Annotated in this window: 22 protein-coding genes and 1 pseudogene; 16 read left to right on the top strand and 7 right to left on the bottom strand. The window is 55.3% G+C overall.

The window, feature by feature from the left end; genetic code table 11:
• Positions 1-252, top strand: a complete 252-nt coding sequence (locus CLV44_RS05370; RefSeq protein ID WP_245912612.1) for a glutaredoxin family protein — start codon at positions 1-3, stop codon at positions 250-252.
• A 7-nt stretch (positions 253-259) separates the two neighbouring features.
• On the opposite strand, the gene CLV44_RS05375 is transcribed toward CLV44_RS05370, so the two are convergent.
• A complete protein-coding gene (locus CLV44_RS05375; RefSeq protein WP_170069269.1) occupies positions 260-2,206 on the bottom strand; it encodes a transglycosylase SLT domain-containing protein in 1,947 nt (648 codons plus the stop codon).
• A 119-nt stretch (positions 2,207-2,325) separates the two neighbouring features.
• Here CLV44_RS05375 and CLV44_RS05380 point away from each other — a divergent pair, with 119 nt between their 5' ends.
• The gene (locus CLV44_RS05380) at positions 2,326-4,206 is read left to right on the top strand and encodes an ATP-binding cassette domain-containing protein (protein WP_106591092.1); all 1,881 of its coding nucleotides are present in this window, start codon (positions 2,326-2,328) and stop codon (positions 4,204-4,206) included.
• Here CLV44_RS05380 and CLV44_RS05385 read toward each other — a convergent pair.
• The gene (locus CLV44_RS05385; RefSeq protein ID WP_106591093.1) at positions 4,203-4,643 is read right to left on the bottom strand and encodes a universal stress protein; all 441 of its coding nucleotides are present in this window, start codon (positions 4,641-4,643) and stop codon (positions 4,203-4,205) included. The genes CLV44_RS05380 and CLV44_RS05385 overlap by 4 nt on opposite strands.
• A 230-nt stretch (positions 4,644-4,873) precedes the next feature.
• On the opposite strand from CLV44_RS05385, the gene CLV44_RS05390 reads away from it, so the two are divergent.
• The gene (locus CLV44_RS05390; RefSeq protein ID WP_106591094.1) at positions 4,874-5,380 is read left to right on the top strand and encodes a hypothetical protein; all 507 of its coding nucleotides are present in this window, start codon (positions 4,874-4,876) and stop codon (positions 5,378-5,380) included.
• A 3-nt stretch (positions 5,381-5,383) separates the two neighbouring features.
• Here the strand turns inward: CLV44_RS05390 and CLV44_RS05395 are convergent, their stop codons facing one another.
• Entirely contained in the window at positions 5,384-6,094 is a 711-nt protein-coding gene (locus CLV44_RS05395; protein ID WP_106591095.1) for a DNA topoisomerase I, read from the bottom strand.
• Positions 6,095-6,267: 173 nt separating this feature from the next.
• On the opposite strand from CLV44_RS05395, the gene topA reads away from it, so the two are divergent.
• Both topA and CLV44_RS05405 read left to right on the top strand, forming a co-directional pair.
• Positions 6,268-8,901, top strand: a complete 2,634-nt coding sequence (topA, locus tag CLV44_RS05400) for a type I DNA topoisomerase (protein WP_106591096.1) — start codon at positions 6,268-6,270, stop codon at positions 8,899-8,901.
• 37 nt (positions 8,902-8,938) lie between these two features.
• Positions 8,939-9,466, top strand: coding sequence for a DUF6586 family protein (locus CLV44_RS05405; protein WP_106591191.1), 528 nt, complete (start codon positions 8,939-8,941; stop codon positions 9,464-9,466).
• A gap of 75 nt (positions 9,467-9,541) precedes the next feature.
• Here CLV44_RS05405 and lexA read toward each other — a convergent pair whose 3' ends face one another.
• Entirely contained in the window at positions 9,542-10,153 is a 612-nt protein-coding gene (gene lexA / locus CLV44_RS05410) for a transcriptional repressor LexA (RefSeq protein WP_106591097.1), read from the bottom strand.
• 123 nt (positions 10,154-10,276) lie between these two features.
• Between lexA and dinG the strand changes: the two genes are divergently transcribed.
• From dinG to CLV44_RS05445, 7 genes and pseudogenes are all read left to right on the top strand, one after another.
• Complete coding sequence (gene dinG / locus CLV44_RS05415; protein WP_106591098.1) at positions 10,277-12,388, top strand: ATP-dependent DNA helicase DinG; 2,112 nt, start codon at positions 10,277-10,279, stop codon at positions 12,386-12,388.
• Between the two features lie 5 nt (positions 12,389-12,393).
• Positions 12,394-13,704, top strand: a pseudogene (gene rhlB, locus CLV44_RS05420) (ATP-dependent RNA helicase RhlB); the annotation flags it as partial.
• A 524-nt stretch (positions 13,705-14,228) separates the two neighbouring features.
• The gene (locus CLV44_RS05425; RefSeq protein ID WP_106591100.1) at positions 14,229-14,441 is read left to right on the top strand and encodes a hypothetical protein; all 213 of its coding nucleotides are present in this window, start codon (positions 14,229-14,231) and stop codon (positions 14,439-14,441) included.
• Between the two features lie 44 nt (positions 14,442-14,485).
• Positions 14,486-15,514 (top strand): NAD(P)H-dependent glycerol-3-phosphate dehydrogenase, encoded by a 1,029-nt coding sequence (locus CLV44_RS05430; protein WP_106591101.1) that lies wholly within the window; start codon positions 14,486-14,488, stop codon positions 15,512-15,514.
• Complete coding sequence (locus tag CLV44_RS05435; protein ID WP_106591102.1) at positions 15,514-15,975, top strand: SixA phosphatase family protein; 462 nt, start codon at positions 15,514-15,516, stop codon at positions 15,973-15,975. Before CLV44_RS05430 ends, CLV44_RS05435 begins: the two co-directional genes overlap by 1 nt.
• Before the next feature lie 14 nt (positions 15,976-15,989).
• Positions 15,990-16,862, top strand: coding sequence for an alpha/beta fold hydrolase (locus CLV44_RS05440; RefSeq protein WP_106591103.1), 873 nt, complete (start codon positions 15,990-15,992; stop codon positions 16,860-16,862).
• The gene (locus CLV44_RS05445; RefSeq protein ID WP_106591104.1) at positions 16,859-17,707 is read left to right on the top strand and encodes a DUF4892 domain-containing protein; all 849 of its coding nucleotides are present in this window, start codon (positions 16,859-16,861) and stop codon (positions 17,705-17,707) included. Before CLV44_RS05440 ends, CLV44_RS05445 begins: the two co-directional genes overlap by 4 nt.
• A gap of 21 nt (positions 17,708-17,728) precedes the next feature.
• On the opposite strand, the gene folE is transcribed toward CLV44_RS05445, so the two are convergent.
• The 3 genes from folE to CLV44_RS05460 form a co-directional block, all read right to left on the bottom strand.
• On the bottom strand, positions 17,729-18,268 hold the full coding sequence (folE, locus tag CLV44_RS05450) for a GTP cyclohydrolase I FolE (protein ID WP_106591105.1): 540 nt from the start codon (positions 18,266-18,268) through the stop codon (positions 17,729-17,731).
• Between the two features lie 92 nt (positions 18,269-18,360).
• Positions 18,361-19,425, bottom strand: coding sequence for a PilT/PilU family type 4a pilus ATPase (locus CLV44_RS05455; RefSeq protein ID WP_106591106.1), 1,065 nt, complete (start codon positions 19,423-19,425; stop codon positions 18,361-18,363).
• Positions 19,426-19,502: 77 nt separating this feature from the next.
• Positions 19,503-20,072: a Smr/MutS family protein gene (locus CLV44_RS05460; protein ID WP_106591192.1), complete on the bottom strand. Its 570-nt coding sequence runs from the start codon at positions 20,070-20,072 to the stop codon at positions 19,503-19,505.
• Positions 20,073-20,139: 67 nt separating this feature from the next.
• Here CLV44_RS05460 and prmB point away from each other — a divergent pair, with 67 nt between their 5' ends.
• The 4 genes from prmB to speE all read left to right on the top strand — a co-directional run bounded on the left by prmB (position 20,140) and on the right by speE (position 23,816).
• Positions 20,140-21,057: a 50S ribosomal protein L3 N(5)-glutamine methyltransferase gene (prmB, locus tag CLV44_RS05465; RefSeq protein WP_106591107.1), complete on the top strand. Its 918-nt coding sequence runs from the start codon at positions 20,140-20,142 to the stop codon at positions 21,055-21,057.
• Between the two features lie 52 nt (positions 21,058-21,109).
• Positions 21,110-22,207 carry a chorismate synthase gene (gene aroC / locus CLV44_RS05470; RefSeq protein ID WP_106591108.1) on the top strand — a complete coding sequence of 366 codons (1,098 nt, stop codon included), beginning with the start codon at positions 21,110-21,112 and terminating at the stop codon, positions 22,205-22,207.
• A gap of 276 nt (positions 22,208-22,483) precedes the next feature.
• Positions 22,484-22,981, top strand: a complete 498-nt coding sequence (gene speD / locus CLV44_RS05475; protein WP_106591109.1) for an adenosylmethionine decarboxylase — start codon at positions 22,484-22,486, stop codon at positions 22,979-22,981.
• Positions 22,959-23,816: a polyamine aminopropyltransferase gene (speE, locus tag CLV44_RS05480; RefSeq protein WP_106591110.1), complete on the top strand. Its 858-nt coding sequence runs from the start codon at positions 22,959-22,961 to the stop codon at positions 23,814-23,816. The genes speD and speE overlap by 23 nt, the downstream gene beginning before the upstream one ends.
• Positions 23,817-23,850 lie beyond the last annotated feature (34 nt).

Raw genomic sequence — 23,850 nt, forward strand, 5'->3', positions numbered from 1 at the left:
GTGTTGTATCTGGATCTGATGACGACAGAGGGCTGTCATCTATGTGATGAGGCTGCGGCTGTGTTGCAGCAGGTGCTCAGTGTTGGCGAAGCCGAGGTTGATCTGGTCGATATCGTCTATGAAACGGACCTGATGGAGCGTTACGCTACCCGGATACCTGTGCTGGTTGAGCGTGATGGCAGTGCTGAACTGGGCTGGCCATTTGATGCCCAACAGCTGCGTCAGTTCTTGCAGGCACTGACGCAGCGTTGAGGTGTCTTTACTCCTGTTGGCGCAACGCCAGTGTGGCAAATTCCTGTTCACTGAACAGGGCAACGGGCTGGTCAGCCATGCGTTCATAGATTACCCGGAATGACAGCACGTTCTGTACGTAATTGCGGGTCTCATCGTAAGGAATGGTCTCGATCCAGATATCCAGTGGCAGTGTACCTCGTGCATCCAGCCAGCGGCTGACGCGGCTGGGGCCTGCGTTGTAAGCGGCACTGGCATAGGCCAGATTGCCATTGAAGCGTTGTGCCACTTCGCCCAGATAGGCGGTGCCCAGCTGGATGTTGGTATCCGGTTCGGACAGCGCGGCGAGATTGGATAGTGGGATGTCATGGCGCCGCGCGGTCGCACGTGCGGTCGCTGGCATTAACTGCATCAGGCCGCGGGCTCCAACACGGGATTTTGCCCCCATCCAGAAAGCGCTTTCCTGGCGGGTGACGGCCAGTGCCCAGGCGGGGTCAATCGCTTGGGAGTCTGCATGGCGCTGATAGAGTTCCGGGTAGGGGTTGGGGAAGCGTATCAGCATGTCATTCCACTGTTTGCTGCTGATGGCACCACGAATCCCCTGGTGGTACCAGCCCCATTGGCTGACCAGGTGTGCAGCACGGTGGACCTCTTGGGGAGTCATCTCGGCCGTCGCCAAATTCCATTCGGAGCGGGCATCGGAATATCGCTCCAGTGTCAGCAATTCCTGCATGCGGACGAAGGCAGGAGTCTGTGCCAACGTATCGAGTTGTGCCTGCGGGAAGCGGGAGGCGCTGTCATTCAATTGGTAGGGCTTTCCGAGGAACTGTGCGGCCATGAAACCGTAAAAACTGCGCTCTTTGGCCAGTGATATCAGCAAGGCGTCCTGCTGTTTATCCTGCAGGTGGTGGTTTGCAATTGCCTGCCAATAGCGCCAACGATCATTGCTGCGTTCGGTGTCGGGCAAGCTGTCGATCAGCTGGCTGACGGCTGCCCAGTCCTGATCCGTAAGTGCCAGTCGAATGCGCCATTCGGTCAGCTTGGGATACTGTTTGTTTGGGTCCAGTTGAGTGAGTAGTGCGCGGCCTTCCGTATCAGGGAAGCGCTTGGACAACCATACACCCAGGTAAGTCGAGAGCGGTTCCCATTCGCTGCTGGCGATATTCAGGCGTTCCCGGTCACGTATCCAGAGCTGGATGGCGGCTTGCAAGTCACTTCTGGCCAAACGCTTGACGGCCATGTTCAGTAGCGCATCAGCGTTTGTCGTGTCGGCCGTGAGTTGTTCCGGCTGATCCAGCAATGCGCGTGGCTCAAGGTACAGCGCTTGAATGTGCGTTGCCGCAGCCAGGTGTTGCTCGTCCTTAATGAAACGCTTGATGTAAGCGGCCAGACTTTCGCGGCCCCCTATCAATGCGGCGCGGTAGCGTTGCAAGGCGTCGGCGGAGGTGAAATTGTCCGATTTCAGCCAGGCGTCAAACAACGGGTCACAGATGTCCGGTTGTGAGTGGCCGACCGTCCATAGTTGACGCGCCTGTTCCCAGGCGGATGCTGTATTGCTTTGCTGTAACTGGTACTGGCCCTGCAGACACTTGAGTGAGGTATCAGGCTTTTGAATGCGCTCCCAGGCCTGCTGAAATTGATCCCATTGCCCTTGTGTGCCGGTATGTTTGGCCCAGGCAAACAGCAATCGCCCATAGAGCGGGGTATCACTGTTGCGCTGCAGGAAGTCGTTGATGCGGTCATTTGACTGAGTGTCCAGCGTCGAGCGCAGAACCTGATATTCAAGGTAGGGATACAGCGGATATACCCCCAGGGCCTTGTGCAGGGCGGCGCTCACATTGCCGGGCTCTGCTACTGCAGCATCATAACTTTGGATGAATGTCTGGCGGAGATCGACCAGCGATTGGCTGGCCATCGCTTGCGCCGGTAGCGTGAGCAGTGAACCAATCAGCAGAATATTGCGCGGCGTAACCATTAATACCTCAACTTTTTTGCCTGGGGGAGCGTGCTTCCAAGTGTATACCGGCATGGCGGGGAAGATAACCGTTCAGGTACACTAACGGCTGATATTTACAGGACAGGATGCGAGTCTTTATGCCGTTGGTGAAGTTAGAAGGCGTTTCGGTCAGTTTCAGTGCTGCGCCGCTGCTGGATGAGATCGATTTTCAGATCGATCCGGGTGAGCGTATTGCGCTGGTTGGGCTCAATGGTGCCGGTAAATCGACCCTGATGAAACTGGTATCAGGCGAGATTCATGCTGATAGCGGACTGGTATGGCAGGATCCGGCCATCCGTGTCGCTCAGCTGCCCCAGATCTTGCCGGCTGCTGATCAGCGCACGGTGCATGATGTGGTCGCAGGCGGTTTGGCTGAAGTGCTTGCGCTGCGTGAAGCGTTCGATGCTCTGTCTCATCAAACGGATGCGGCATCGTTGCGCAAGATGGAGCATTTGCAGCATCAGCTGGAAGCGCGTGATGGCTGGCATCTGGAGCAGCAGGTGGAAACCGTACTGGATCGCCTCGGACTGGATGCGAATACGCGTATGGCGGATCTTTCCGGTGGTTGGCGTCGACGCGCCGCACTGGGAGCAGCGCTGGTACAGAACCCAGATCTGCTGCTGCTGGACGAGCCGACCAACCATCTGGATATTGAGACCATCGAGTGGCTCGAGCAGATGATGCAAGAGTTCCGTGGTGCCATTCTGTTTGTATCTCATGACCGTGCGCTGGTTGAAAAGCTGGCGACGCGAATTGTCGAGCTGGATCGTGGCAATCTGACCAGTTTTCCGGGCAGTTACAATCGTTATCTTGAGCTGAAAGAGCAGTTGCTTGAAGAAGAGGCGCGTCAGAACGCCGAGTTCGACAAGAAACTGGCGCAGGAAGAGCGTTGGATTCGTCAGGGCATCAAGGCGCGTCGGACCCGCAACGAAGGTCGTGTGCGTGCGCTGGAGAAGATGCGTCGTGAGCGTTCCCAGCGTCGTGAACGTCAGTCATCCGCCAGCTTCGGGTTGGAGGAAGGGCAGCGTTCCGGCAAACTGGTGGCCGAGCTCAAGAACGTGTCCATGACCTATGCCGACAAACCGCTACTGGTGGACTTCTCAATGAAGGTTCAGCGCGGTGATCGTATTGGTTTGATTGGGCCTAATGGTAGCGGTAAAAGTACCCTGCTGAAGATTATTCTTGGTCAGCTGGAGCCTGATGCTGGCGAAGTACGCATGGGCACCAAGCTTGAAGTAGCGTACTTCGATCAGCTTCGTGGTCAGCTCGACATGAACAAGAGCGTGATCGATAACGTGTCCGGTGGTCGTGAAAGCGTTGAAATCAATGGTCAGACGAAACATATCATCGGCTATCTGCAGGACTTTCTGTTCAGTCCCGAACGCGCCAGAACGCCGGTCAAAGCCTTGTCAGGGGGGGAGTGTAACCGCTTGCTGCTGGCACGACTGTTCAGTCAGCCTGCGAACGTGCTGGTACTGGATGAGCCAACCAACGACCTCGACATTGAAACCCTGGAGCTGCTGGAAGATATCCTGCTGAACTTTGACGGTACGATTCTGCTGGTAAGTCATGACCGTCGCTTCCTGGATAATGTGGTTACCAGCTCCATTGTGTTTGAGGGCGGTGCGCAGGTTCGTGAATATGTCGGGGGGTACGAAGACTGGTTGCGTCAGCGTCCGGTGGTGGCCGCGGCGGTCGAGAAGCGCGATGAACGTAAGGGCGAAGTCAAGCCGCAGAAGCGTCAAAGCAAGAAACTGAGTTATAAGCTGCAGCGTGAACTGGACCAGTTGCCTGAGCAGATGGAAGCCGTCGAGCAGTCGCTGGAAGCCCTGCAAGCGGTCGTGGCCGCACCGGATTTTTATGCGGGTGGCCACGAACAGGTTGCTGAAACACTGGCTCAAATGCAGCAGCAGGAACAGCAGCTTGAAACGCTTATGGAGCGCTGGATGGAACTGGAAGCGATGCAGGAGGGGGATTAACCCTCCTCTTTGACTCGAATGGCCAACACATCGCACTTGGCGCCGTGCAGTACGCCATTGGCAGTAGAGCCCAGCAGTAATGCCAGTCCGTGACGACCGTGGCTGCCGACAATAACCAGGTCGGTATTCAGATCTTCGGCGGCGCGGTGAATTTCGGTTTCGGTGTGTCCGGTGACAATAATCTTCTTGTTCACCGGGTAGCCGATATTCTCGGCGTACTCATCGAGCTTGGCGCGGGCATGGTCATCGAGCTGTTCTTGAATGGTGGTCAGGTCCATGGGGACATCACCGCCATAAGCGAAACTGAGGGGCTCTACGACATGGATGAGGTTCAGTTCGGCACCCAGAGCGTTGGCCATCTGCGCTGTTTTAGTGGCTAGCTGGTCGGACTCTTCGGAGAGGTCGAGAGCCAGCAGGATGCGGGTATAGATGCTCATGCGCGTAATCCTTTCTTTGGGTTGCAAAGCAACCTGTGCGACGTGGTGATTCTGTCCTCAGAATAGCACCAACCTTTCCGTGTAGCCCATACCGGCATCAATAAACTGTGTTGTTACAACTGTATGTGATGCATGCATGTCTGCTGGCTGTTACCGGTGATCGGGGCCGGTTATGATGCGCGTCAATATAATAGTCCTGGCTGTAATGAGCCCTGTGAGGAAGTGAAAGTATGGAATGGGTGATTATTGTATTTATCGTGGCCTCACTGGTGGGGTCGGTCATGTGGGTCATGCCCAGCCCCCGTCAGCGCTATCAGGCCGACTTGAGAATGCGTGCTCGGAAATTGGGGATTCAGGTTCAGTTGGCACGCCTTGCGCTGCCGAGGGCGCAGGGTGAAATGGAAGCTGAGACCATCAGTGTGCCCGCCTATCGTTTTGTCAGAACCAATCTCGAGCGTGCCGAGCGTGATGCCTGGATCGGATGGCAGGTACATCGTCTGGCGACACTGAATGATGCCGGGTTGCCTGATGGCTGGAGCTGGATTAAGGGTGCGGAGCGGCTGTCGGCAACTGCGCAGGCGTCGATAATTGAATTGCTGCAGCAATTGCCGGACGATGTTGTCGGGGTCGAGTCCACGCCATTGCATTTGAGTCTGTACTGGCATGAACGTGGCGAATCGGACCGACTGGAGCAACTGCATGCATGGGTGCAGCCGTTGCTCGAAGCTAAAATATAACGTTCAGTCGTTGAGGTAATCGTCCAGAGACTCGGCCAGAGCACCTGAGCCAAAATTGCGTTTGGGTTGGATGCGCTCAATACTGGCTTGAATTTCATCCAGCTTCGGCTGCTTCTGACGCTGAGGTGCAGTGGCTCGGACCAGGACTGCCTTGGCATGTTTGAGGTGGGTGAGTGCAGTATGTTTGTCACCCATTTCGGACAATCGATTGGCTTGATGTTGGTGTGCGTCGGCTACCAGTGATACGTTGAGCCAATAGAGTTCCTGCTGATAGGTGCGGGCAAGTTGTCCGGTCATTTTCCCGGCTTTGGCCATCTGGACGATCAGCTTTTCGGCGAAATTGATGTAAATCTGTGCGCGTTTTACCGCACGATCGCTATTGAAGCGTGATTTGTCAACTTTGGTTCGGTCGCTGGTTTCCTTCAGTTCACTGATTTGGGTCATCAGTTCCGAATCCGGTGCCAGCAGGCTGATTTCTTCTATCAGGGCCATGGCATGCTGGTTAAGTTTGTCGATGATATCCTGACGGCAGCCGCTTTCCTTGAGCACTGACAGAGCGTTTAACGTATGTTCAGCCTGTGTCTTCAACCAGCCTAGACGTTCCTTGCGCGCTTCGGATTCCTGTTCTCGGCTGGTGACCACATAGTTCACAACCAGGGCGAGTATACCGACGCCGGCAATCATGATTACAAGATACAGGTTGTCTCCGAGCATTGTGTTTGGCACTCTGAAAAGAAGTTAATTTACATCAGTTACCGGATGAATTGTAAGCGACTCGTGCGTGAACTGGTATGTTTCGACTTAGACACTGCTTGACGCTGACGGCACCACACCTTATATATGCTCGCAGTTTCTGAGTTGCCCGTTGTAAAAAGGATCTGTATCTCATGGGAAAAACCCTTGTCATTGTCGAGTCACCGGCAAAGGCCAAAACGATCAACAAGTATCTGGGCAGCCAGTATGTGGTCAAGTCGAGTGTGGGTCATATCCGTGATCTGCCGACCAGTGGCAGTGCCAGTAAAAGTGATCCTAAAGAACGTGCTCGCCAGGCGGCGTTGACCCGCAAGATGTCGCCGGATGAAAAGGCCGAGTACAAGAAGAAAAAGTCGTATCAGCAGCTGATCGCCCGCATGGGTGTTGATCCCGAGCATGACTGGGAGGCGCACTATGAGATTCTTCCCGGCAAGGAAAAAGTGGTCGAAGAGCTGCGCAAACTGGCGCGCAATGCCGATGAAATCTATCTGGCAACGGATTTGGACCGCGAAGGGGAGGCAATTGCCTGGCACCTGCGTGAAGCGATCGGGGGCGATGAAAGCCGCTACCGGCGTGTCGTGTTCAATGAGATCACCAAGAAAGCGATTCAGGGGGCGTTTGAAGAGCCCGGCACCTTGGATCTGAATCGCGTTAATGCTCAGCAGGCGCGCCGTTTTCTTGACCGTGTCGTCGGTTACATGTTGTCACCGCTGTTGTGGGAAAAGATCGCCCGTGGTCTGTCGGCCGGTCGTGTTCAGTCGGTTGCCGTGCGCCTGATTGTCGAGCGTGAGCGTGAAATTCGCGCCTTCATCCCTGAAGAATACTGGGAAGTACACGCTGATACGAAAGCTGCCACCGAGACTGCGTTGCGTTTGCAGGTCAGCAAGCATGCCGGCAAGGCTTTCCGTCCACTGAGTGGCGACGAAACCGATGCGCACCTGGCCCGCTTGCGTGCTGGCACCTATCAGGTTGATAAGCGCGAAGACCGTCCGACCAGCAGCAAGCCGTCTGCGCCCTTCATTACGTCTACCTTGCAGCAGGCCGCCAGTACGCGGCTGAGCTTCGGTGTTAAGAAGACAATGATGTTGGCACAGCGTCTGTATGAAGCCGGTTATATTACCTACATGCGTACCGACTCAACCAACTTGAGTGCGGAAGCGGTTGCCAACTGTCGTGAGTTCATTCAGCAGCAGTATGGCGATGAGTATCTGCCGGAACAGCCAATCAGCTACAGCAGCAAGGAAGGCGCGCAGGAAGCACATGAAGCGATCCGTCCGTCTGATGTTGAGCTCAGTGTTGAGCAGCTGAAGGGGATGGAGCCGGACGCTCAGCGTTTGTATGACCTCATTCGTCGTCAGTTCATGGCCTGCCAGATGACTCCGGCTCGTTACACCAGTACCCGTATCCATGTGCGTTGTGGTGAGTACGAGCTGACCACCAAGGGGCGTATTCTGCGGTTTGATGGTTACACCCGTGTATTGCCGTCCAAGGGACGCAATGACGAAGATATCATTCTGCCGGATATCCAGCAGGGTGAAACGTTGTCACTGGTGGAGCTGGATCCCAAGCAGCATTTCACCAAACCGGCACCGCGTTACAGCGAAGCCAGTCTGGTCAAGGAGTTGGAGAAGCGCGGAATCGGTCGTCCATCAACCTATGCGTCGATCATCTCCACGATTCAGGATCGTGGCTATGTCCAGGTGCAGGGTCGTCGTTTCTATGCGTGCAAGATGGGTGATATCGTTACCGAGCGTTTGAATGAGAACTTCGGCGATCTGATGGACTTCAGTTTCACGGCGCGTATGGAGCAGCGTCTGGATGAAGTGGCTCAGGGCAGTGTGGACTGGAAAGCACTGCTGAACGAGTTCTATCAGGGCTTCACTGAAAAATTGAAGGATGCGCAGGGCGAAGAGCATGGCATGCGGCCGAATACGCCGACGCCAACTGATATTGCTTGCCCTGAATGTGGCCGTCAGATGATGATCAGAACCGCCAGCACCGGCGTGTTCCTGGGATGTTCCGGTTACAGTTTGCCGCCCAAAGAGCGCTGCAAGTCGACTATTAACCTGATCCCCGGTGATGAGGTGGTCAGTGTTGATGGTGATGATGAAGAAGAATCCCGTATTCTGCGCAACAAGCACCGTTGCAAGCTTTGTGATGCAGCGATGGATTCTTACCTGATCGATGAAAAGCGTAAGTTGCATGTGTGTGGCAACAACCCTGACTGCAGTGGCTTTGAAGTTGAAGCCGGTAGTTTCCGCATCAAGGGCTATGATGGTCCCAGCATTGAGTGTGACAAGTGCGGTGCCGAGATGCAGTTGAAAACCGGCCGTTTCGGCAAGTTCTTCGGTTGTACCAATGCCGAGTGCAAGAATACCCGCAAGCTGCTCAAAAGCGGTGAGGCAGCACCTCCCAAGATGGACCCGGTGCCGATGCCTGAGTTGCAGTGTCAGAAAGTGGAAGATACTTATGTACTGCGTGATGGTGCCAGTGGCCTGTTCCTGGCTGCAAGCCAGTTTCCCAAAAAGCGTGAAACGCGTGCGCCGCTGGTTTCCGAGCTGGTACCGCACAAAAGCGAAATCGATCCCAAGTATGCATATTTGATGGATGCGCCGCAGAAGGACCCTGACGGTAATCCGGCAGTGGTACGCTTCAGCCGCAAGACCAAAGAGCAGTATGTGATGTCTGAGGTTGAAGGTAAGGCGACGGGCTGGAAGGCTTTCTATCGGGACGGTCGTTGGCAGGAGGAGCGGGGCAGCAAACGCTGATCCGCCGTAATCAAAGGCACAAAAGGGAGCAGTAATGATGAGTGATATCTACGCGGTACGTACCAATCAGAAGCTTAATTTTGCCCGCTTGCACATCAAGGCGTTGGTACAGGCGCAGGAGTCTCCGCAGTGGAGTCAGAATCCGCGTATCGAGTCTTATCACGAGTCGGTGCTGTTCTTTTTAGCCAGCGGTTATACTTCACTGTTGCGGGAAATTGCAGAAAACTACAATCTGGATGTGTCTCGCATCCATCATTTTTCTGATCTTGTCGAACAGCTGGAAGCGACCGTTCAGGAGTCTCCAGAAGCGCATGAGTTGGAAATTCTGGAGCGGGATACAAACAGTTGGCTGCACAAAATGCTGGCGGCCTACCAGTCGTGCTGGGATGCAGCTGACGATAAAGCCCAGCCTGTTGCCCGTGAGGGGAGTGTGTCGGAAATTCATGTGCTGCAGATCAACCCCAATCATGCGGAAGATCGGGACGTGCTGGCTGAATATAACGATTGGCTGCAGGCGTTTCGTGACCTGCTAGAACGTCTGCGCGCCAATATGCAGGAGTGGTGAGCAGGTTTCAGCTGCGTCTCAATATTATGGCCTGGGCGCTGTCCTGTATGGCGGCCAGGCTCATCTGATCCGGTATCAGTTGCCTTGGCGAATAACGCCTACACCAAGCCCTTCAATGATCAGTTCCTGTTCGGAGAGATCCACTTCGATCGGGGCAAAATCATCGTTTTCTGCAATGAGAAATACTTTGCGGCCATCACGCTTGAAGCGTTTAACCGTGACTTCGTCGCCGATCCTGGCAACTACAACCTGCCCGTCCTGGGCGTTGGGTGTTTGATGCACGGCCAGTAAGTCGCCATCGAGAATGCCGATGTCTTTCATGCTCATGCCTTTGACTCTGAGCAGATAGTCGGCGCGGGGGCGAAAGAAATCGGCTGATATGGTGCATTGGTCTTCGACATGCTCCTGAGCGAGAATCGGCTCGCCCGCAGCAACCTGGCCGATGATGGGCAAGCCTTCAACGCGGGTGCTGGTGTCAGTTTCCGGCAGGCGGATACCGCGCGATGTGCCTTTGGTCAGCTCGATGGCCCCTTTGCGAGCCAGTGCCTTGAGGTGCTCCTCGGCAGCGTTGGCGGAGCGAAAGCCCAGTTTCAGGGCAATATCGGCCCGTGTGGGTGGGTAGCCGGTTGTATCAATGTGATCTCTGATGCACTCGAGTACTTCGGTCTGGCGTTTGGTCAGTTTCATGGCGGCCGTTACTCAATCGATTTACTGTGATTTTATACAGGGAGCTTTTAGGGTCAAGCATTATCTGTCTATACATCCAGTATCTTGCTAAAATTTGCGCCAATGATTGAGTGAGGAAATAGAGTGCTGAGCGACGCGCAAAAACAGGAGATACAAGGGGCCTATAGCCGCTTTCTCAAGAGCAGGGGCCTGACGGCGCGTCCGGCTCAGAAGCAGATGGTGGCCGCCGTGGCGCGTACTTTGGCTGCTGCGGGCAGCTCTGTCGGCGAGGCCGACGATAAACCGGTTGTTGGCGTGGTTGAAGCGGGTACGGGCACCGGTAAAACGATTGCATACCTGCTGGCAGCCATTCCATTGGCGCGGGCAAAGGAGTGTCGACTGGTTCTGTCGACCGCAACCGTTGCCTTGCAGGAGCAGCTGGTTAACAAGGATCTGCCCGAAGTTGAAGAGCATGCTGCCCTGCCGATGAAATATCGTCTGGCGAAGGGACGCGGGCGCTATCTATGTCTCAATAAGGTTGAAAACCTTCTGGAACAGCAGGGTGTGTATGGCCAAATCGCGCTGTACGAAGATGAAGCACAGGAGCAACTGCCTGCCGAAACGTTATTGCGTTATCAGGGCTTGATGGATGAGTATGCTGCCGGTCGCTGGGATGGCGATCGTGATGCGCTGAGCGAAGAGATCGATGATCGCATCTGGCAGCCGCTGACCAGTGATCATATGCAGTGCAGCAACCGCCGTTGCTTGAACTTCAGTGCCTGTCCTTTTTACCGTTCCCGCGATCGCCTTGAAGAAGCGGATGTGATCGTCGCTAATCATGACCTGGTGCTGGCCGATCTGGCATTGGGGGGTGGTGCAATTCTGCCTGAGCCTGAAAAGACCATCTATATTTTTGATGAGGGTCATCACCTGGCCGATAAGGCCAGTGGTCATTTTGCCTTTGGTGCACGTCTTGATGGCAGTCGACGTGTGCTGCGTTCGGCGCAAAAACAATTGTCGCAGATGCTGACAGATACCGGTTCGGCGGCTCAACTGACGGCGCCGGTTGAGCGTTTGCACCGTCCAATGGAAGACATGACGCTGGCGCTGGAGCAGCTGGAGCTGTTGCTGAGACCGTTGATGAGCGAGCATCCGAAAGAGCGTTACCGCTTCCCCGGTGGCAAGCTGCCGGCACCGCTTATTGAGCCCAGTGCTGCACTGGCAGCAGCAGCAGATCGTGCCCAACAGCAGCTGGAGCAGATCGTTGATGTGCTCAAGGAAGCTCTGGAAGGCGGTGTTGCTGATGTGCCTCGTGGTGCAGCAGAACGCTGGTTCCCTCAGCTGGGTAGTCTGTGGGGGCGGGTGCAGCATATTGCGTGGCTGGCGCACAGCTATGCCCGTGAGGATGTTGAAGGCAAGTCGCCGACAGCTCGCTGGATTACGAAAATCGAAAGCCCCGGCAGTGATGATCTGGAGCTTCGCAGTGCGCCGGTGTCCGCTGCTGATACTCTTTCCGAACATCTGTGGCAGGCGTGTCATGCCGCGATTATCACCTCGGCGACGCTGACGGCGCTGGGACGTTTTGATCAGCTGTTTGCCTCCCTGGGCTTGCCTGCAGATACGGCAGCAATACGGCTGGATAGCCCCTTCGATTATGCCCGCTGTGGCGTGTTGCAGGTGCCCTCGATGAAGACCGACCCCAGCCAGCCCGAGGCGCATACCCAGGAGGTACTTGAGATTCTGAATGAACAGTTGCCGGCGGTGAAGGCCGGGCTGGTGTTGTTCAGCTCCTGGCGGCAAATGCGCTCGGTACTTGAAGGTCTGGATGAATCCATTAAAAATAACGTGTTGGCGCAGGGCGAGTACAGCAAGCAGGAAACACTGCGGCGTCACCGGGCATGTATTGATGGAGACAAGCCCAGTATTATTTTCGGACTGGCATCGTTTGCCGAGGGGGTTGACCTCCCCGGACGTTACCTGACCGATGTATTTATTACCAAACTGCCGTTCAGTGTCCCGGATGATCCGGTCGATGCTACTATGGCGGAATGGATTGAGGCGCGTGGTGGAAATGCCTTTACCGACTGGACTGTTCCGGCTGCATCAATGCGCCTGACTCAGGCCGTCGGGCGTCTGCTGCGAACGGAACAGGACACGGGGCGTGTTGTCTTGCTGGATCGTCGTGTTGTGACGCGACGCTATGGGCGACAACTGTTAGACTCTCTTCCTCCGTTTCGGCGCGAAATCAACCGTTAATTTGAATGGATCCGATCTTGAGTACTGAAGACACACAGACCACAGCTGCAGCCAGCTCAGAGCAGAAGTCCAACAGCAACCGTCCGCGTCGCCGTCGTCGTTCACGCAAGCCGCGTGATGCAGGTGCTCAGCAGAGCGGTTGGTCACCGGTAATGTTCAAAGTGCCGGTCGTGGAGGGCAAACGCCGTTTTCACGATTTCGGACTGCCAGACCTGCTGATGCGGGCTATTGCCGATCTTGGTTTCGAATATTGTACGCCGATTCAGGCCGCGACGATTCCGCATGCGTTGCAGGGTCGTGACCTGATCGGTAAAGCACAGACAGGTACCGGAAAAACCGCAGCGTTCCTGATCGGTATCATGACCGATCTGCTGGACTACCCGCTGGAAGGCGAGCGTAAACACGGAGAGCCTCGTGTACTGATTATTGCTCCGACTCGTGAGCTGGCGCTGCAGATCGCAGCGGATGCCGAAGGGCTCGGCAAGTACACTGACCTGTCGGTTGTTTCGCTGGTTGGCGGTATGGATTACGAGCAGCAACGCAGCGCGTTGGCGGCCAAGCCGGTTGATATTCTGGTAGCGACTCCAGGTCGCCTGATCGACTTTGTTCGTTCCAAGGAAGTTGATCTGTACCAGGTTGAAGTGCTGGTGCTGGACGAAGCGGACCGCATGCTCAGCATGGGTTTCATCCCTGACGTGCGCACCATCATTCGGCAGACGCCGCGCAAGGGGGCCGAGCGCCAGACCTTGCTGTACAGCGCAACGTTCACTGATGAAGTGATGCGCCTGGCCGAGCAGTGGACGCATGAGCCGATCACCATCGAGATGGAGTCCGAGCGCAAGACGACTGACAACGTGGCACAGAAGGTGTTCCTGGTGTCCAGTCATGAAAAATACCTGCTGTTGCGCAATTATTTGCGGATCAACGGTATCGAGCGTGCAATCGTATTTGGCAATCGTCGTCACGAAACCCGCGCCTTGGCAGATCGTCTGTGCAAGGATGGAATCAAGGCGGCACTGATGTCTGGCGAGATTCCGCAGAACAAGCGCTTGCGTACGCTGGAAGATTTCCGCAGCGGCAAGATTGAAGTGCTGGTGGCGACGGATGTTGCGGGTCGTGGTATCCATATCGATGGTGTTACTCATGTCATCAACTACCAGCTGCCGGAAGATGCTGATGATTACGTGCATCGCATCGGTCGTACCGGTCGTGCCGGGCAGAATGGCACTTCGATCTGTTTCGCCTGCGAAGATGACTCTTTCCTGATCCCGGATATTGAGCGTCAAACCGGCGTCAAGCTGGAGTGTATTCATCCGGGTGCTGAATTGTTGCAACCGCTGGACGCTGCGCCGGTTGCTGAGTCGGAAGCCGTTGAGGCGGATGCTGCGGCTGAGCCGGTTGTTGAAGAAGTCGCGACAGTCGAGACGCCTGATGCGGATGCCGCAGGCGTTGAAGAGGCTGCCGAGCAGGTTGATATTGAACCGGTTCAGTCCGCTGCTGTTGCAGTTGAAGAAACGGTTGCCGAAGCGCCGTCAGTCGACAGTGAGCGTCAGGTCGATGAGATGATGATGGTTGCCCAGTCCGATGATGCACCGGTTGTTGCTGCAGAAAAAGTAGTTGAAACGCCGTCTGTTGATGATGAACCTGTTGTCGCAGAAGCGGTAGAGTCGACAGCATCGGCTGAACAAGCTGAACAAGCTGAACAAGCTGAACAAGCTGAACAAGCTGAACAAGCTGAACAAGCTGAACAAGCTGAACAAGCTGAACAAGCTGAACAAGCTGAACAAGCTGAACAAGCTGAACAAGCTGAAAAGGTTGAAGGGGACAAGCGGGCCGATAAATGAGTGACAAGCATAATCTGCAGCGGATAAGCACGGTGCTGGCGATTATCGCCAGTGCCTTTTTTGCAGCTGTGGCGATTGCGGGATTCCAGCGTACCGGAGATATGATGCAGCTATTGCTGTTTTTGGCTCTGGCGCTGGCGTCGTATGTAATCGTGAAAGGTCTGTTTTTAGGCATTGGGCGTCTTCTGGATAAGATTGATCCTTCCTGATGCGCCCGTGTCCGGCCCCCTGTGGTCATTCTGAGGGAGAATATATGCATTCCCAGCCCCCTGTGGCCGTCCTGGGCGGCGGCAGCTTCGGTACTGTACTGGCCAATCTGATGGCTGAAAAAGGGCTTGAGGTGCGGCTCTGGATGCGCAATCAAGCTGCCGTTGATGCGATCAATCAGACGCGGTGCAATGAGCGTTATCTGCCCGGATATACGCTGGCACCCACGCTGACCGCCACCACCGATCTGGCGCAGGCATTGGTCGATGTGGAAGCGGTGTTTATCGCCATTCCCAGTGGTGCCTTTCGCGAAGTGCTGCGCCGTGCCGCGCCCATGTTAACGCCGGAACAGTATCTGATCAGCACTACGAAAGGTATTGAAGCCGGTACTTTTTGTTTGATGAGCCAAGTTGTGGAGCAGGAATGCCCGCAAGCGCGTGTCGGCGTTCTGAGTGGTCCTAACCTGGCCAAGGAAGTTGCACAGAAACAACTTACGGCTACCGTGATAGCCAGTGCCGATGCCGAACTGCGCGAATGTGTGCAGAAACTGCTGCATACATCCTACTTCCGTGTTTATGCCAGTACCGACAGCTATGGTGTTGAGCTGGGGGGTACGCTCAAGAATATATATGCTATCGCTGCTGGTCTCAGTGCTGCGCTCGGCATGGGCGAGAATACGAAAAGCATGCTGATGACGCGCAGCCTGGCGGAAATGAGTCGCTTTGCCGTGAGTCTCGGTGCTAACCCGTTTACCTTCCTGGGGTTGGCGGGGGTAGGTGATCTCATCGTGACTTGCATGTCGCCGCTGAGTCGCAACTACCGTGTCGGTTATGCGCTCGGTGAAGGTAAAACGCTGGATCAGGCAGTTGCTGCGCTCGGTGAAGTGGCTGAAGGCGTTAATACGCTCCGTCTGGTCAAGGAAAAGGCGGAGAGCCTGGATATCTACATGCCGTTGGTGGCCGGTTTGTACGAAGTGGTGTTCAACCATGCGCCCGTGAAAGAGGTTGCGCGTGGAATGATGCTTAACGTGCAGAGTACCGATGTGGAATTTGTCCTGCCGCGTCAGGATTCCTGATGCGCTTGGTTATTCTGCGCCACGCCGAGGCATATGCAGGTGCCGATGATGATCCACTCCGGCAGTTGACGCCTCACGGGCAGGCCCAGAGCCATGTCATGCGAGGGCAGTTGGAATCACTATTGGGAGACTATCGTGTCCTCAGTAGTCCTTGGGAGAGGGCTCGGACCACAGCGGGAGCACTAACCCTGCCCGCTGATCTTGATACCTCCGAGCAATTGGTACCAACAGGTCGAATGGCCGTCGTAGCCGCTGCGCTGGAGCCGTTTTTTGCATCAGAACGGCCATTGGTTGTGGTGACGCATCAGCCCCTCTGTGGGCGCTTGATTCATTGGTTGTCTGACGGTAGTCAGCAATCGTTGCCCATTGCGCCCTGCAGTGGGGCGCTTCTCGAACTCGACTGGCCTGCAGCGGGCATGGGCCGTTTGATCCGTTGGCTTGATGCCGATCCCTCCTCCTGAAAGAGATCTAATCCATGGTCGAAGATGAGCTACGCTTTGAAGTCAACGGTCAGCTTATGGCGGCCCGTGCGATCGGACCGTGCGATGGCATGCGGGTATTGGCCTTGCATGGATGGCTGGATAATGCAGCCAGTTTCAGGGCGCTGGAGCCACATCTTGATGGCATCAGGCTGGTCGCCATTGATCTTGTTGGTCATGGGTACTCGGCACATCGGCCAGAAGCAATGCCGTACTACATTTGGGATAACGTATCCGATGTGTTGGCCATTGCCGATGAGCTGGGTTGGGAGCAGTTTCATCTGTTGGGGCATTCGATGGGGGCAGGTATTTCTGTGCTTTTGGCAGGTGCGATGCCGGAGCGAGTGTTGAGCCTGGTGATGCTGGAGGGGTTGGCGCCTCAAGCTGACGCGCCTGAGGAATTACCGGAAAAGATGGCATTGGCGATCAAGCGCCGTCAGCGCAAGGCGCGCAGCCCCAGATTATATGCCGAGATGGAGGATGCCGTTGCTGCACGGGTCAGTGGTCGTTTCCCTGTCACCGAGCAGGCGGCACGCTGGCTGGTGGAGCGTTCCATCGTGCATACTGCCAAAGGGTTCCGCTGGCGCAGTGATCCGGCATTGGCGCTGCCTTCGGTGCTGCGCATGTCGGAGGATCAGATTCGTGCCTTTCTGCGTCGCATCAGCGCACCCTCTCTGCTGATCATGGGGACCGACGGTATCGGGACGCCATTGTTGGATGAGCGGGCAGAGCTGATTTCCCAATTACAGCGTAAACAATTTGCAGGCAACCATCATTTGCATATGGAGGTGGGGCCAGCTCGTCAGATTGCTGCGGCGATCAATGCGTTCTATTCAGAACTGTGTCGCTGTCGAGGGAGTGAGTCATGAAGTTTGTATTATTGTGCATCGTATCACTACTGTTTTTGGCCACGCCTCTGCGTGCAGAAACGGTAGAGCCGCCGTTGGGATTGGATCCTTTTCCTCTGTCTACGGTCGTCAGTCAGCTGCAGCGCTCTGAGCCTGATTACCGGTTGATGCTTGGGGGGATTGTCAAGATCAATGGGTTGGTCAGGAGTGATCGCGAGCAGCGCTTGCAGGCGCAATTGACGCAATTTACCTGGCAGCTACCGTCCGGTTATACCCCTGAGGCCGGCTTTAATTACCTGCGTGCCCAGCTGCTGGACAAGGGTAGTCAGGTGTTGTTCGAATGTGCCGGGCGGCAGTGTGGTCCCAGTAGTCTCTGGGCAAACGACATTTTTGGTCAGTCACGTCTGTACGGTGTTGATAGTAGCCAGTTCTATGCGGCTTTTTCGATGCAGAGGGCGCATGTCGCACTGTACGCGGTACGACGCGGTAATGGTCGTGTCTATTTGCATCTGGACGTGTTGGAAAATGATTCTCTTACAACGCGGGAGCTCAGTGTCAGGTTGAGTCGTCAAGGCTATGTCGAACTGCCGGATTGGCCTGATTCACCAGACCGTACCGTGCAGGCATTGTTGGATCTAAGCCGAGCATTCCCTGAGCATGAGCTTTGGCTGGTAGTGCATTGGCAGGGGCAAGACCTGGAGTTGACCCTACGTCAGTCGCAGGAGGCGGCAGAGCGGCTTCAGCGTATGGTCATCGACGAAGGTGCCGATGGCCGTTACATTCGGGCCAAGGGTGTAGGCGGGCTGGTGCCCAGTGTATTGGGTGCTCGTCGGCAAGTTGCCGTTGTGGTGCTGAAGGAGGGCTGACAGCCCTCCTTGCTGGCGTGCTTACTTCAGCAGTGCCAAGAACTCGGCACGAGTAGCCGGGTTCTCGCGGAAGGAGCCCAGCATCATCGATGTTTTCATCGATGCATTCTGCTTTTCCACGCCGCGCATCATCATGCACATGTGCTGCGCCTCAATGACGACACCGACACCGGCTGCACCGGTAACGCGCTGAATGGCTTCAGCAACTTCTTTGGTCATATTCTCCTGAATCTGCAGGCGGCGGCCATACATGTCGACAATGCGCGCCAGTTTGGACAGTCCCAGTACCTTGCCCTGCGGAATGTAGGCAACATGGGCCTTGCCGATAAACGGCAGCAGGTGGTGCTCGCACAGCGAGTAAAGCTCGATGTTCTGTACCACGACCATTTCGCTGTTGTCTGACGGGAACAGGGCGTCGTTCACGACCTCTTCCAGGTCCTGATTGTAGCCTCGGGTCAGAAAGCGCATCGCCTTGGCGGCCCGAGCTGGAGTGTCCTTGAGGCCTTCGCGGTTCAGGTCCTCTCCGAGCTGTTCAATAATCTGGGCGTAGGCTGTTTCCATCTTGGATCCTCGGTTACTCGACGCATCTTAGGGTAAAGCGGCGTAAATTACTTGAATATGACACTCGGGTAAAGGCCCGCCCCTGATCACGACTATCGACCACCCAATAATTTCAGGCGTAGCGCGATGTTATTGCGCGAGTCTGCATTGCGCAGTGCCTCTTCCAGTGAAATGCGTTCTGCCTGATAAAGTTTCAATAAATGGCTGTCGAACGTATGTGCATCGCTGCTGCTCTGCTCAATGGCCTCACGAATCCTGGCATATTCGCCGCGAGCGATCAGCTTGGCGATATAAGGAGTATTGATCAGTACTTCGGTTGCGGGAATAAAATGGCCGTTCACATCCCGGATCAGGCGCAGGGAAATAATAGCCTTCAAATTGAGTGACAGGTCGGTGCTGACCTTACGTTGCTCGTCGCCCTGAAAGAAGTTGGCAATATGCTCGATTGCCTGCACGCTGTTGTTGGCGTGCAAGGTCGACAGGCACAGATGTCCGGTTTCCGAGTAGCGCACGGCGTGCTCAAGGGTAGTGCGGTCGCGGATCTCGCCGATCACGATGACATCAGGTGCTTCCCGCAACGCATTCTTGAGTGCATTTTCATATGACAGGGTGTCGACGCCGACTTCGCGCTGGTTGACCAATGATTGCTTGTTGCCATGCAGGTACTCGATAGGGTCTTCAATGGTCAGGATGTGGCCAGTCGAACGTTGGTTGCGGTAATCAAGCATTGATGCCAGTGCTGTCGATTTGCCGGATCCGGTTGAACCGACCAGTAACACCAGTCCGCTGCGCAACATGACCAGGGTCTTGAGGGCATTGGGCAGGTTGAGTTCATCCATGCCGGGGATGTGGTAGCGGATCATCCTGATCACCATCGCAACATCGCCACGCTGGCGGTATACGTTAATTCTGAAGCGACCAATATCGGTCAATTCATAGGCGAAATTCATTTCCAGTTCGTCACGAAACAGGGCAGCCTGGTGATCGGTCATCAGGTCATGGGCGAGCGCGTCGATATCATCGGCGGTCAGTGGAGTGTCGTCGATCGGTTTGAGTGCCCCTTCAATCTTGATCTGTATGGGGGCATTGGCGCTCATGAACAGGTCTGATGCGCCACGGCTGGCCATGTAGTTGAGATAGTGGTGCAGATCAATCATGCGTCTGTTCCTGTCGGCAGAAGTCAGTTGCCCAGGGCAGGGCTGCCCCTCAAGAATAGACGCTGTAGCGGGTGCTGCTAGCGGTTATCACGTTTCAATAGAACATAGACGGCACCAGTGCCGCCATCTTTCGGTTGGGCCGAGCAGAACGCGAGTACGGAATTGAGCTGCCGCAGCCAGTCATTGACACATGACTTGAGTAAAGCGGGCTGTCCCGGTTGGGTGAACGCCTTGCCGTGGACCACGAGTACGGCTCTCATCTGCTGTCGGCCGGCATCACGAATGAAGCTGCTGAGCTCATCTCGAGCCTGTTCAACGCTGAAGCCATGCAGATCCAGGCCTGCCTCCCAGGGTACGTGGCCCTGACGCAGTCGCTTGAGCATGCGCAGTTGTACACCGGGTGCGGCAAACAGCAATTCATCGTTGGAGCCGAGAATTTCGCGGGCTTCGGATGACAGACCATCAATCACCTGCTCAATTTCCTGAGTAGCAGCTTGGCGCCGATAATCCGTTGCGCGGTCACGGGGGCGCCGCAGCTTGGACTTCAGTGTCTGAGGCTCGGTATGGCGGTCATGGGTGAGGGGCGTTACGCCCTTCATTGCGGTGCCGAAATCGAGATCGGCTTCTGTATCAGTTGGATAAGACATGGCGTTCATCGGGGGTTTTCATTAACATAATCGCCCTTATGTAGCGAAACGTATTATCAGGCGATATATGAACTCGGATCAAGCCGCGATTACAGAGCATCTTTTTACCCTCCGCGATTACATTCGCTGGACCTTGAGCGAATTCTATCGTCATCAGGTCTATTTCGGTCATGGCCATGTATCAGCCTGGGATGAAGCCAGTCAGCTGGTACTCAATGCGGCAGATCTGCCCTGGGATACGGATCCCGCGGTGCTGGATGCGCGACTGACGCCAGCTGAACGGCTTAAAGTGTTGGACTTTGTACGTCAGCGCGCCGAAGAGCGCAAGCCGCTACCCTATATTACCGGTGAAGCCTGGTTCATGGGGCTGCCCTTTCATGTGGATGAGCGGGTGCTGATTCCGCGCTCGCCGATTGCCGAATTGATCGAGCAGGGGTTTGCGCCCTGGCTGCGTCCGGGTCCGGTCAATCGTATTCTGGATCTATGTACGGGCAGTGGTTGTATCGGTATCGCCTGTGCATTTGCGTTTCAGGAAGCTGAAGTGGATCTGGCAGATCTATCAGCGGATGCGCTAGTCGTTGCGCAGCAGAACATTGTACGTCATGAATTGAGTGACCGTGTGCGCACCTGTCAGGGCGATCTGTTCGCGGCGGTGGCGGGTGAGCGCTATGATTTGATTGTCAGCAATCCACCCTATGTCGATGCCGATGATCTCGCTGGCATGCCAGCCGAATATGCGCATGAGCCGGCATTGGCGCTTGGCTCTGGCCCGGATGGGTTGGATATTACGCGCCGCATTTTGCGCGAAGGTGCTGATTACCTGACCGAAGACGGCTTGCTGGTGGTGGAAGTAGGTAATAGCGAAGTGCATCTGATGAATAGCTTGCCGGAACTGCCGCTGACCTGGATCGAACTGGAAAATGGCGGCAATGGTGTATTCGTTATTACCGCCGCCGAGTTGCAGGCTCACCGCCACCTGTTATGAATTCCGGTGCAGCCATTCAGGCTTGCACCCGACATCTATAGAGTAGGGAACTATGTCCGGAAACAGCTTTGGAAAACTGTTTACAGTCACCACTTTCGGCGAGAGCCATGGCCCTGCGCTGGGTTGTATCGTGGATGGCTGTCCTCCCGGCATCGAGTTGAGTGAGGCTGATCTGCAAGCCGATCTTGATCGCCGCAAGCCGGGAACATCACGTCATACTACACAGCGCCGTGAGCCGGATCAGGTTCGGATTCTCTCCGGTGTGTTTGAAGGCAAGACCACGGGGACCTCGATCGGATTGCTGATCGAGAACACGGATCAGCGCTCCAAGGATTACACCAACATTGCAGAGACATTCCGTCCGGCACACGCGGATTATGTCTATTCGCATAAATATGGTTTTCGTGATTACCGTGGCGGTGGCCGTTCATCCGCGCGTGAAACGGCCATGCGAGTTGCGGCCGGTGCAATTGCAAAAAAAGTGCTGGCCGAGAAAGGTATCGCAGTGCGCGGCTACCTGTCTCAGCTGGGGCCAATCTGCATCGACGCTACGCGCTTTGACTGGGCTCAGGTGGGACAGAACCCGTTCTTTTCCCCGGATGCCGAGGCGGCTGATGCAATGGCCGACTACATGGATGCACTGCGTAAGGAAGGTGACTCCATTGGTGCACGGATTTCGGTGCAGGCTAGCGGCGTGCCGGTGGGGCTGGGCGAGCCGGTATTTGATCGTCTTGATGCCGATTTGGCACATGCGTTGATGAGCATTAATGCGGTCAAGGGTGTCGAGATCGGAGATGGTTTTGCGGTAGTGAATCAGAAGGGTACCGAACACCGTGACGAAATGACGCCGGAAGGCTTTTTGTCCAACCATGCTGGCGGCATTTTGGGTGGCATCTCTACCGGCCAGGTGATCGAAGCGCATATTGCGTTGAAGCCGACCTCCAGTTTGCATCTTCCGGGCCGCAGTATTAATGCGGCGGGCGAAGCGATAGAGGTGGTGACCAAAGGGCGTCATGATCCTTGTGTTGGCATCCGTGCAACACCGATTGCAGAGGCCATGATGGCAATTGTGTTGCTGGATCACCTGTTGCGCCACCGAGGACAAAATGCTGATGTGGATTCGGGGCTGCCGGTTCTGCGTCAGCTCTGAAAGTTAACCGATTGATATTGCTTGAGTACGATGAATTTTTTCTGACGCTTGGGTGTTTTTTGCTTGAATTCTGCGCATAACGCGGTTTAAATGCGGCAGAATTTGATACGTCCCAACCTTTTGGGCCGTGCAGGGTTTATGAAGCGATCTGGGCGTGCCTGATGACGCATTTGGCCAGTAGCAGTGACGCTTCCATGGAATCCGGGCACAGCCTGAAAGGTTGGGTTTTTGTTTTTTGAACTCTGTGTTAACACAGACTTGTTTGGAGTCATCCCCATGCAAGAAACGATAGACCTTGCGTCTGACGTGAACGACCAAGAGGCTACAGGCAGTGTTGCTGAGTGGCCCGCCTATACTCAGGGCGACGATGAAGAGCGTTTGGACTTTTTCATCGAGCGTGACGGTCATCGTTATGCTGGCACCCATCTGATCATCGACCTGCGTGGTGCATCACGTCTGGATGATCTGGAAGTGATGGAAAAAGCATTGCGCGATTCGATCGAAGCGGCCAAAGCAACACTGCTGCATATCCACTTGCACCATTTCACTCCGAATGGCGGAATTTCCGGAGTTGCGGTGCTGGCGGAATCACACATCAGTGTGCACACCTGGCCGGAGCGTAATTTTGCGGCGTTTGACGTTTTCATGTGCGGTGACTCGGAGCCTGCCAAGGCCGTTCCTGTACTGGAAGCGGCATTTGCGCCGACTGAAGTAAATGTTGAAGAGATCCTGCGCGGTAAGGTGAGCATTGATGACGACGACTACCTATCTTGAAAAACTGTATTCTGGCTACGGCCAGACGTTCACCCTGGATGAGGTGCTGTTCGAGCATCGCACTGATCACCAGGAGCTGATCATTTTCCGGAACCGTGAGTTCGGGACTGTGATGGCACTGGATGGCATCATTCAGACCACCGAACGTGATGAGTTTATCTATCACGAAATGATGACACATGTGCCGATTCTGGCGCATGGCAAAGCCAAGCGTGTGTTGATCATTGGTGGCGGTGATGGCGGCATTCTGCGTGAAGTGCTGCGTCATGAAAGTGTTGAGCATGTGACTCAGGTCGAAATCGACCAGGCTGTGATCGACATGTGCAAACAGTACCTGCCCAACCATTCGGCGGGAGCCTTTGACGACCCGCGTGCGAATATCGTGATTGCGGATGGCGTCGAATTTGTCAGTGAATGTACTGAAACGTTTGATGTCATCATCTCTGACTGCACCGACCCGGTCGGTCCGGGCGAGGTGCTGTTCTCCAGTCGTTTCTATGAAGGCTGCAAGCGTTGTCTGAATGAAGGTGGTGTGTTCGTTGCACAGAACGGTGTGGTGTTCATGCAGCCGGACGAAATTCTGACGACACGTCGCCGTCTGGGGCCGTATTTTGCCGACCAGAGCTTTTATGCGGCCGCTGTACCCACTTATGTTGGCGGTGTGATGACGTTGGCGTGGGCGAGCGATAATGTCGAGTTGCGTCAGCTGGACGTGGCGACAATCAGCGAACGTTTCGAGCGTAGTGGTATCGATACACGTTACTACAATCCTGCGTTGCATGTTGCCAGCTTTGCGCTGCCGCAGTATGTGGTTAAGGCACTGGATGCGCTGTAAACACCCGTTGCCACTCTGATGCTCAAGCCGGCCC

The organism is Marinobacterium halophilum, assembly GCF_003014615.1.
Lineage (GTDB): Bacteria > Pseudomonadota > Gammaproteobacteria > Pseudomonadales > Balneatricaceae > Marinobacterium > Marinobacterium halophilum.

Excerpts from the sequence above, each read along its gene's own strand:
- CLV44_RS05435 (WP_106591102.1), top strand. The coding sequence starts at position 15,514 with ATGCGCTTGGTTATTCTGCGCCACGCCGAGGCATATGCAGGTGCCGAT.
- lexA (WP_106591097.1), bottom strand. The coding sequence starts at position 10,153 with ATGAAACTGACCAAACGCCAGACCGAAGTACTCGAGTGCATCAGAGAT.
- CLV44_RS05460 (WP_106591192.1), bottom strand. The coding sequence starts at position 20,072 with ATGTCTTATCCAACTGATACAGAAGCCGATCTCGATTTCGGCACCGCA.
- CLV44_RS05425 (WP_106591100.1), top strand. The coding sequence starts at position 14,229 with ATGAGTGACAAGCATAATCTGCAGCGGATAAGCACGGTGCTGGCGATT.
- CLV44_RS05455 (WP_106591106.1), bottom strand. The coding sequence starts at position 19,425 with ATGATTGATCTGCACCACTATCTCAACTACATGGCCAGCCGTGGCGCA.
- folE (WP_106591105.1), bottom strand. The coding sequence starts at position 18,268 with ATGGAAACAGCCTACGCCCAGATTATTGAACAGCTCGGAGAGGACCTG.
- CLV44_RS05430 (WP_106591101.1), top strand. The coding sequence starts at position 14,486 with ATGCATTCCCAGCCCCCTGTGGCCGTCCTGGGCGGCGGCAGCTTCGGT.
- prmB (WP_106591107.1), top strand. The coding sequence starts at position 20,140 with ATGAACTCGGATCAAGCCGCGATTACAGAGCATCTTTTTACCCTCCGC.
- aroC (WP_106591108.1), top strand. The coding sequence starts at position 21,110 with ATGTCCGGAAACAGCTTTGGAAAACTGTTTACAGTCACCACTTTCGGC.
- speE (WP_106591110.1), top strand. The coding sequence starts at position 22,959 with ATGACGACGACTACCTATCTTGAAAAACTGTATTCTGGCTACGGCCAG.
- CLV44_RS05385 (WP_106591093.1), bottom strand. The coding sequence starts at position 4,643 with ATGAGCATCTATACCCGCATCCTGCTGGCTCTCGACCTCTCCGAAGAG.
- CLV44_RS05380 (WP_106591092.1), top strand. The coding sequence starts at position 2,326 with ATGCCGTTGGTGAAGTTAGAAGGCGTTTCGGTCAGTTTCAGTGCTGCG.
- topA (WP_106591096.1), top strand. The coding sequence starts at position 6,268 with ATGGGAAAAACCCTTGTCATTGTCGAGTCACCGGCAAAGGCCAAAACG.
- CLV44_RS05395 (WP_106591095.1), bottom strand. The coding sequence starts at position 6,094 with ATGCTCGGAGACAACCTGTATCTTGTAATCATGATTGCCGGCGTCGGT.
- CLV44_RS05440 (WP_106591103.1), top strand. The coding sequence starts at position 15,990 with ATGGTCGAAGATGAGCTACGCTTTGAAGTCAACGGTCAGCTTATGGCG.
- CLV44_RS05390 (WP_106591094.1), top strand. The coding sequence starts at position 4,874 with ATGGAATGGGTGATTATTGTATTTATCGTGGCCTCACTGGTGGGGTCG.
- CLV44_RS05375 (WP_170069269.1), bottom strand. The coding sequence starts at position 2,206 with ATGGTTACGCCGCGCAATATTCTGCTGATTGGTTCACTGCTCACGCTA.
- CLV44_RS05405 (WP_106591191.1), top strand. The coding sequence starts at position 8,939 with ATGAGTGATATCTACGCGGTACGTACCAATCAGAAGCTTAATTTTGCC.
- CLV44_RS05445 (WP_106591104.1), top strand. The coding sequence starts at position 16,859 with ATGAAGTTTGTATTATTGTGCATCGTATCACTACTGTTTTTGGCCACG.
- speD (WP_106591109.1), top strand. The coding sequence starts at position 22,484 with ATGCAAGAAACGATAGACCTTGCGTCTGACGTGAACGACCAAGAGGCT.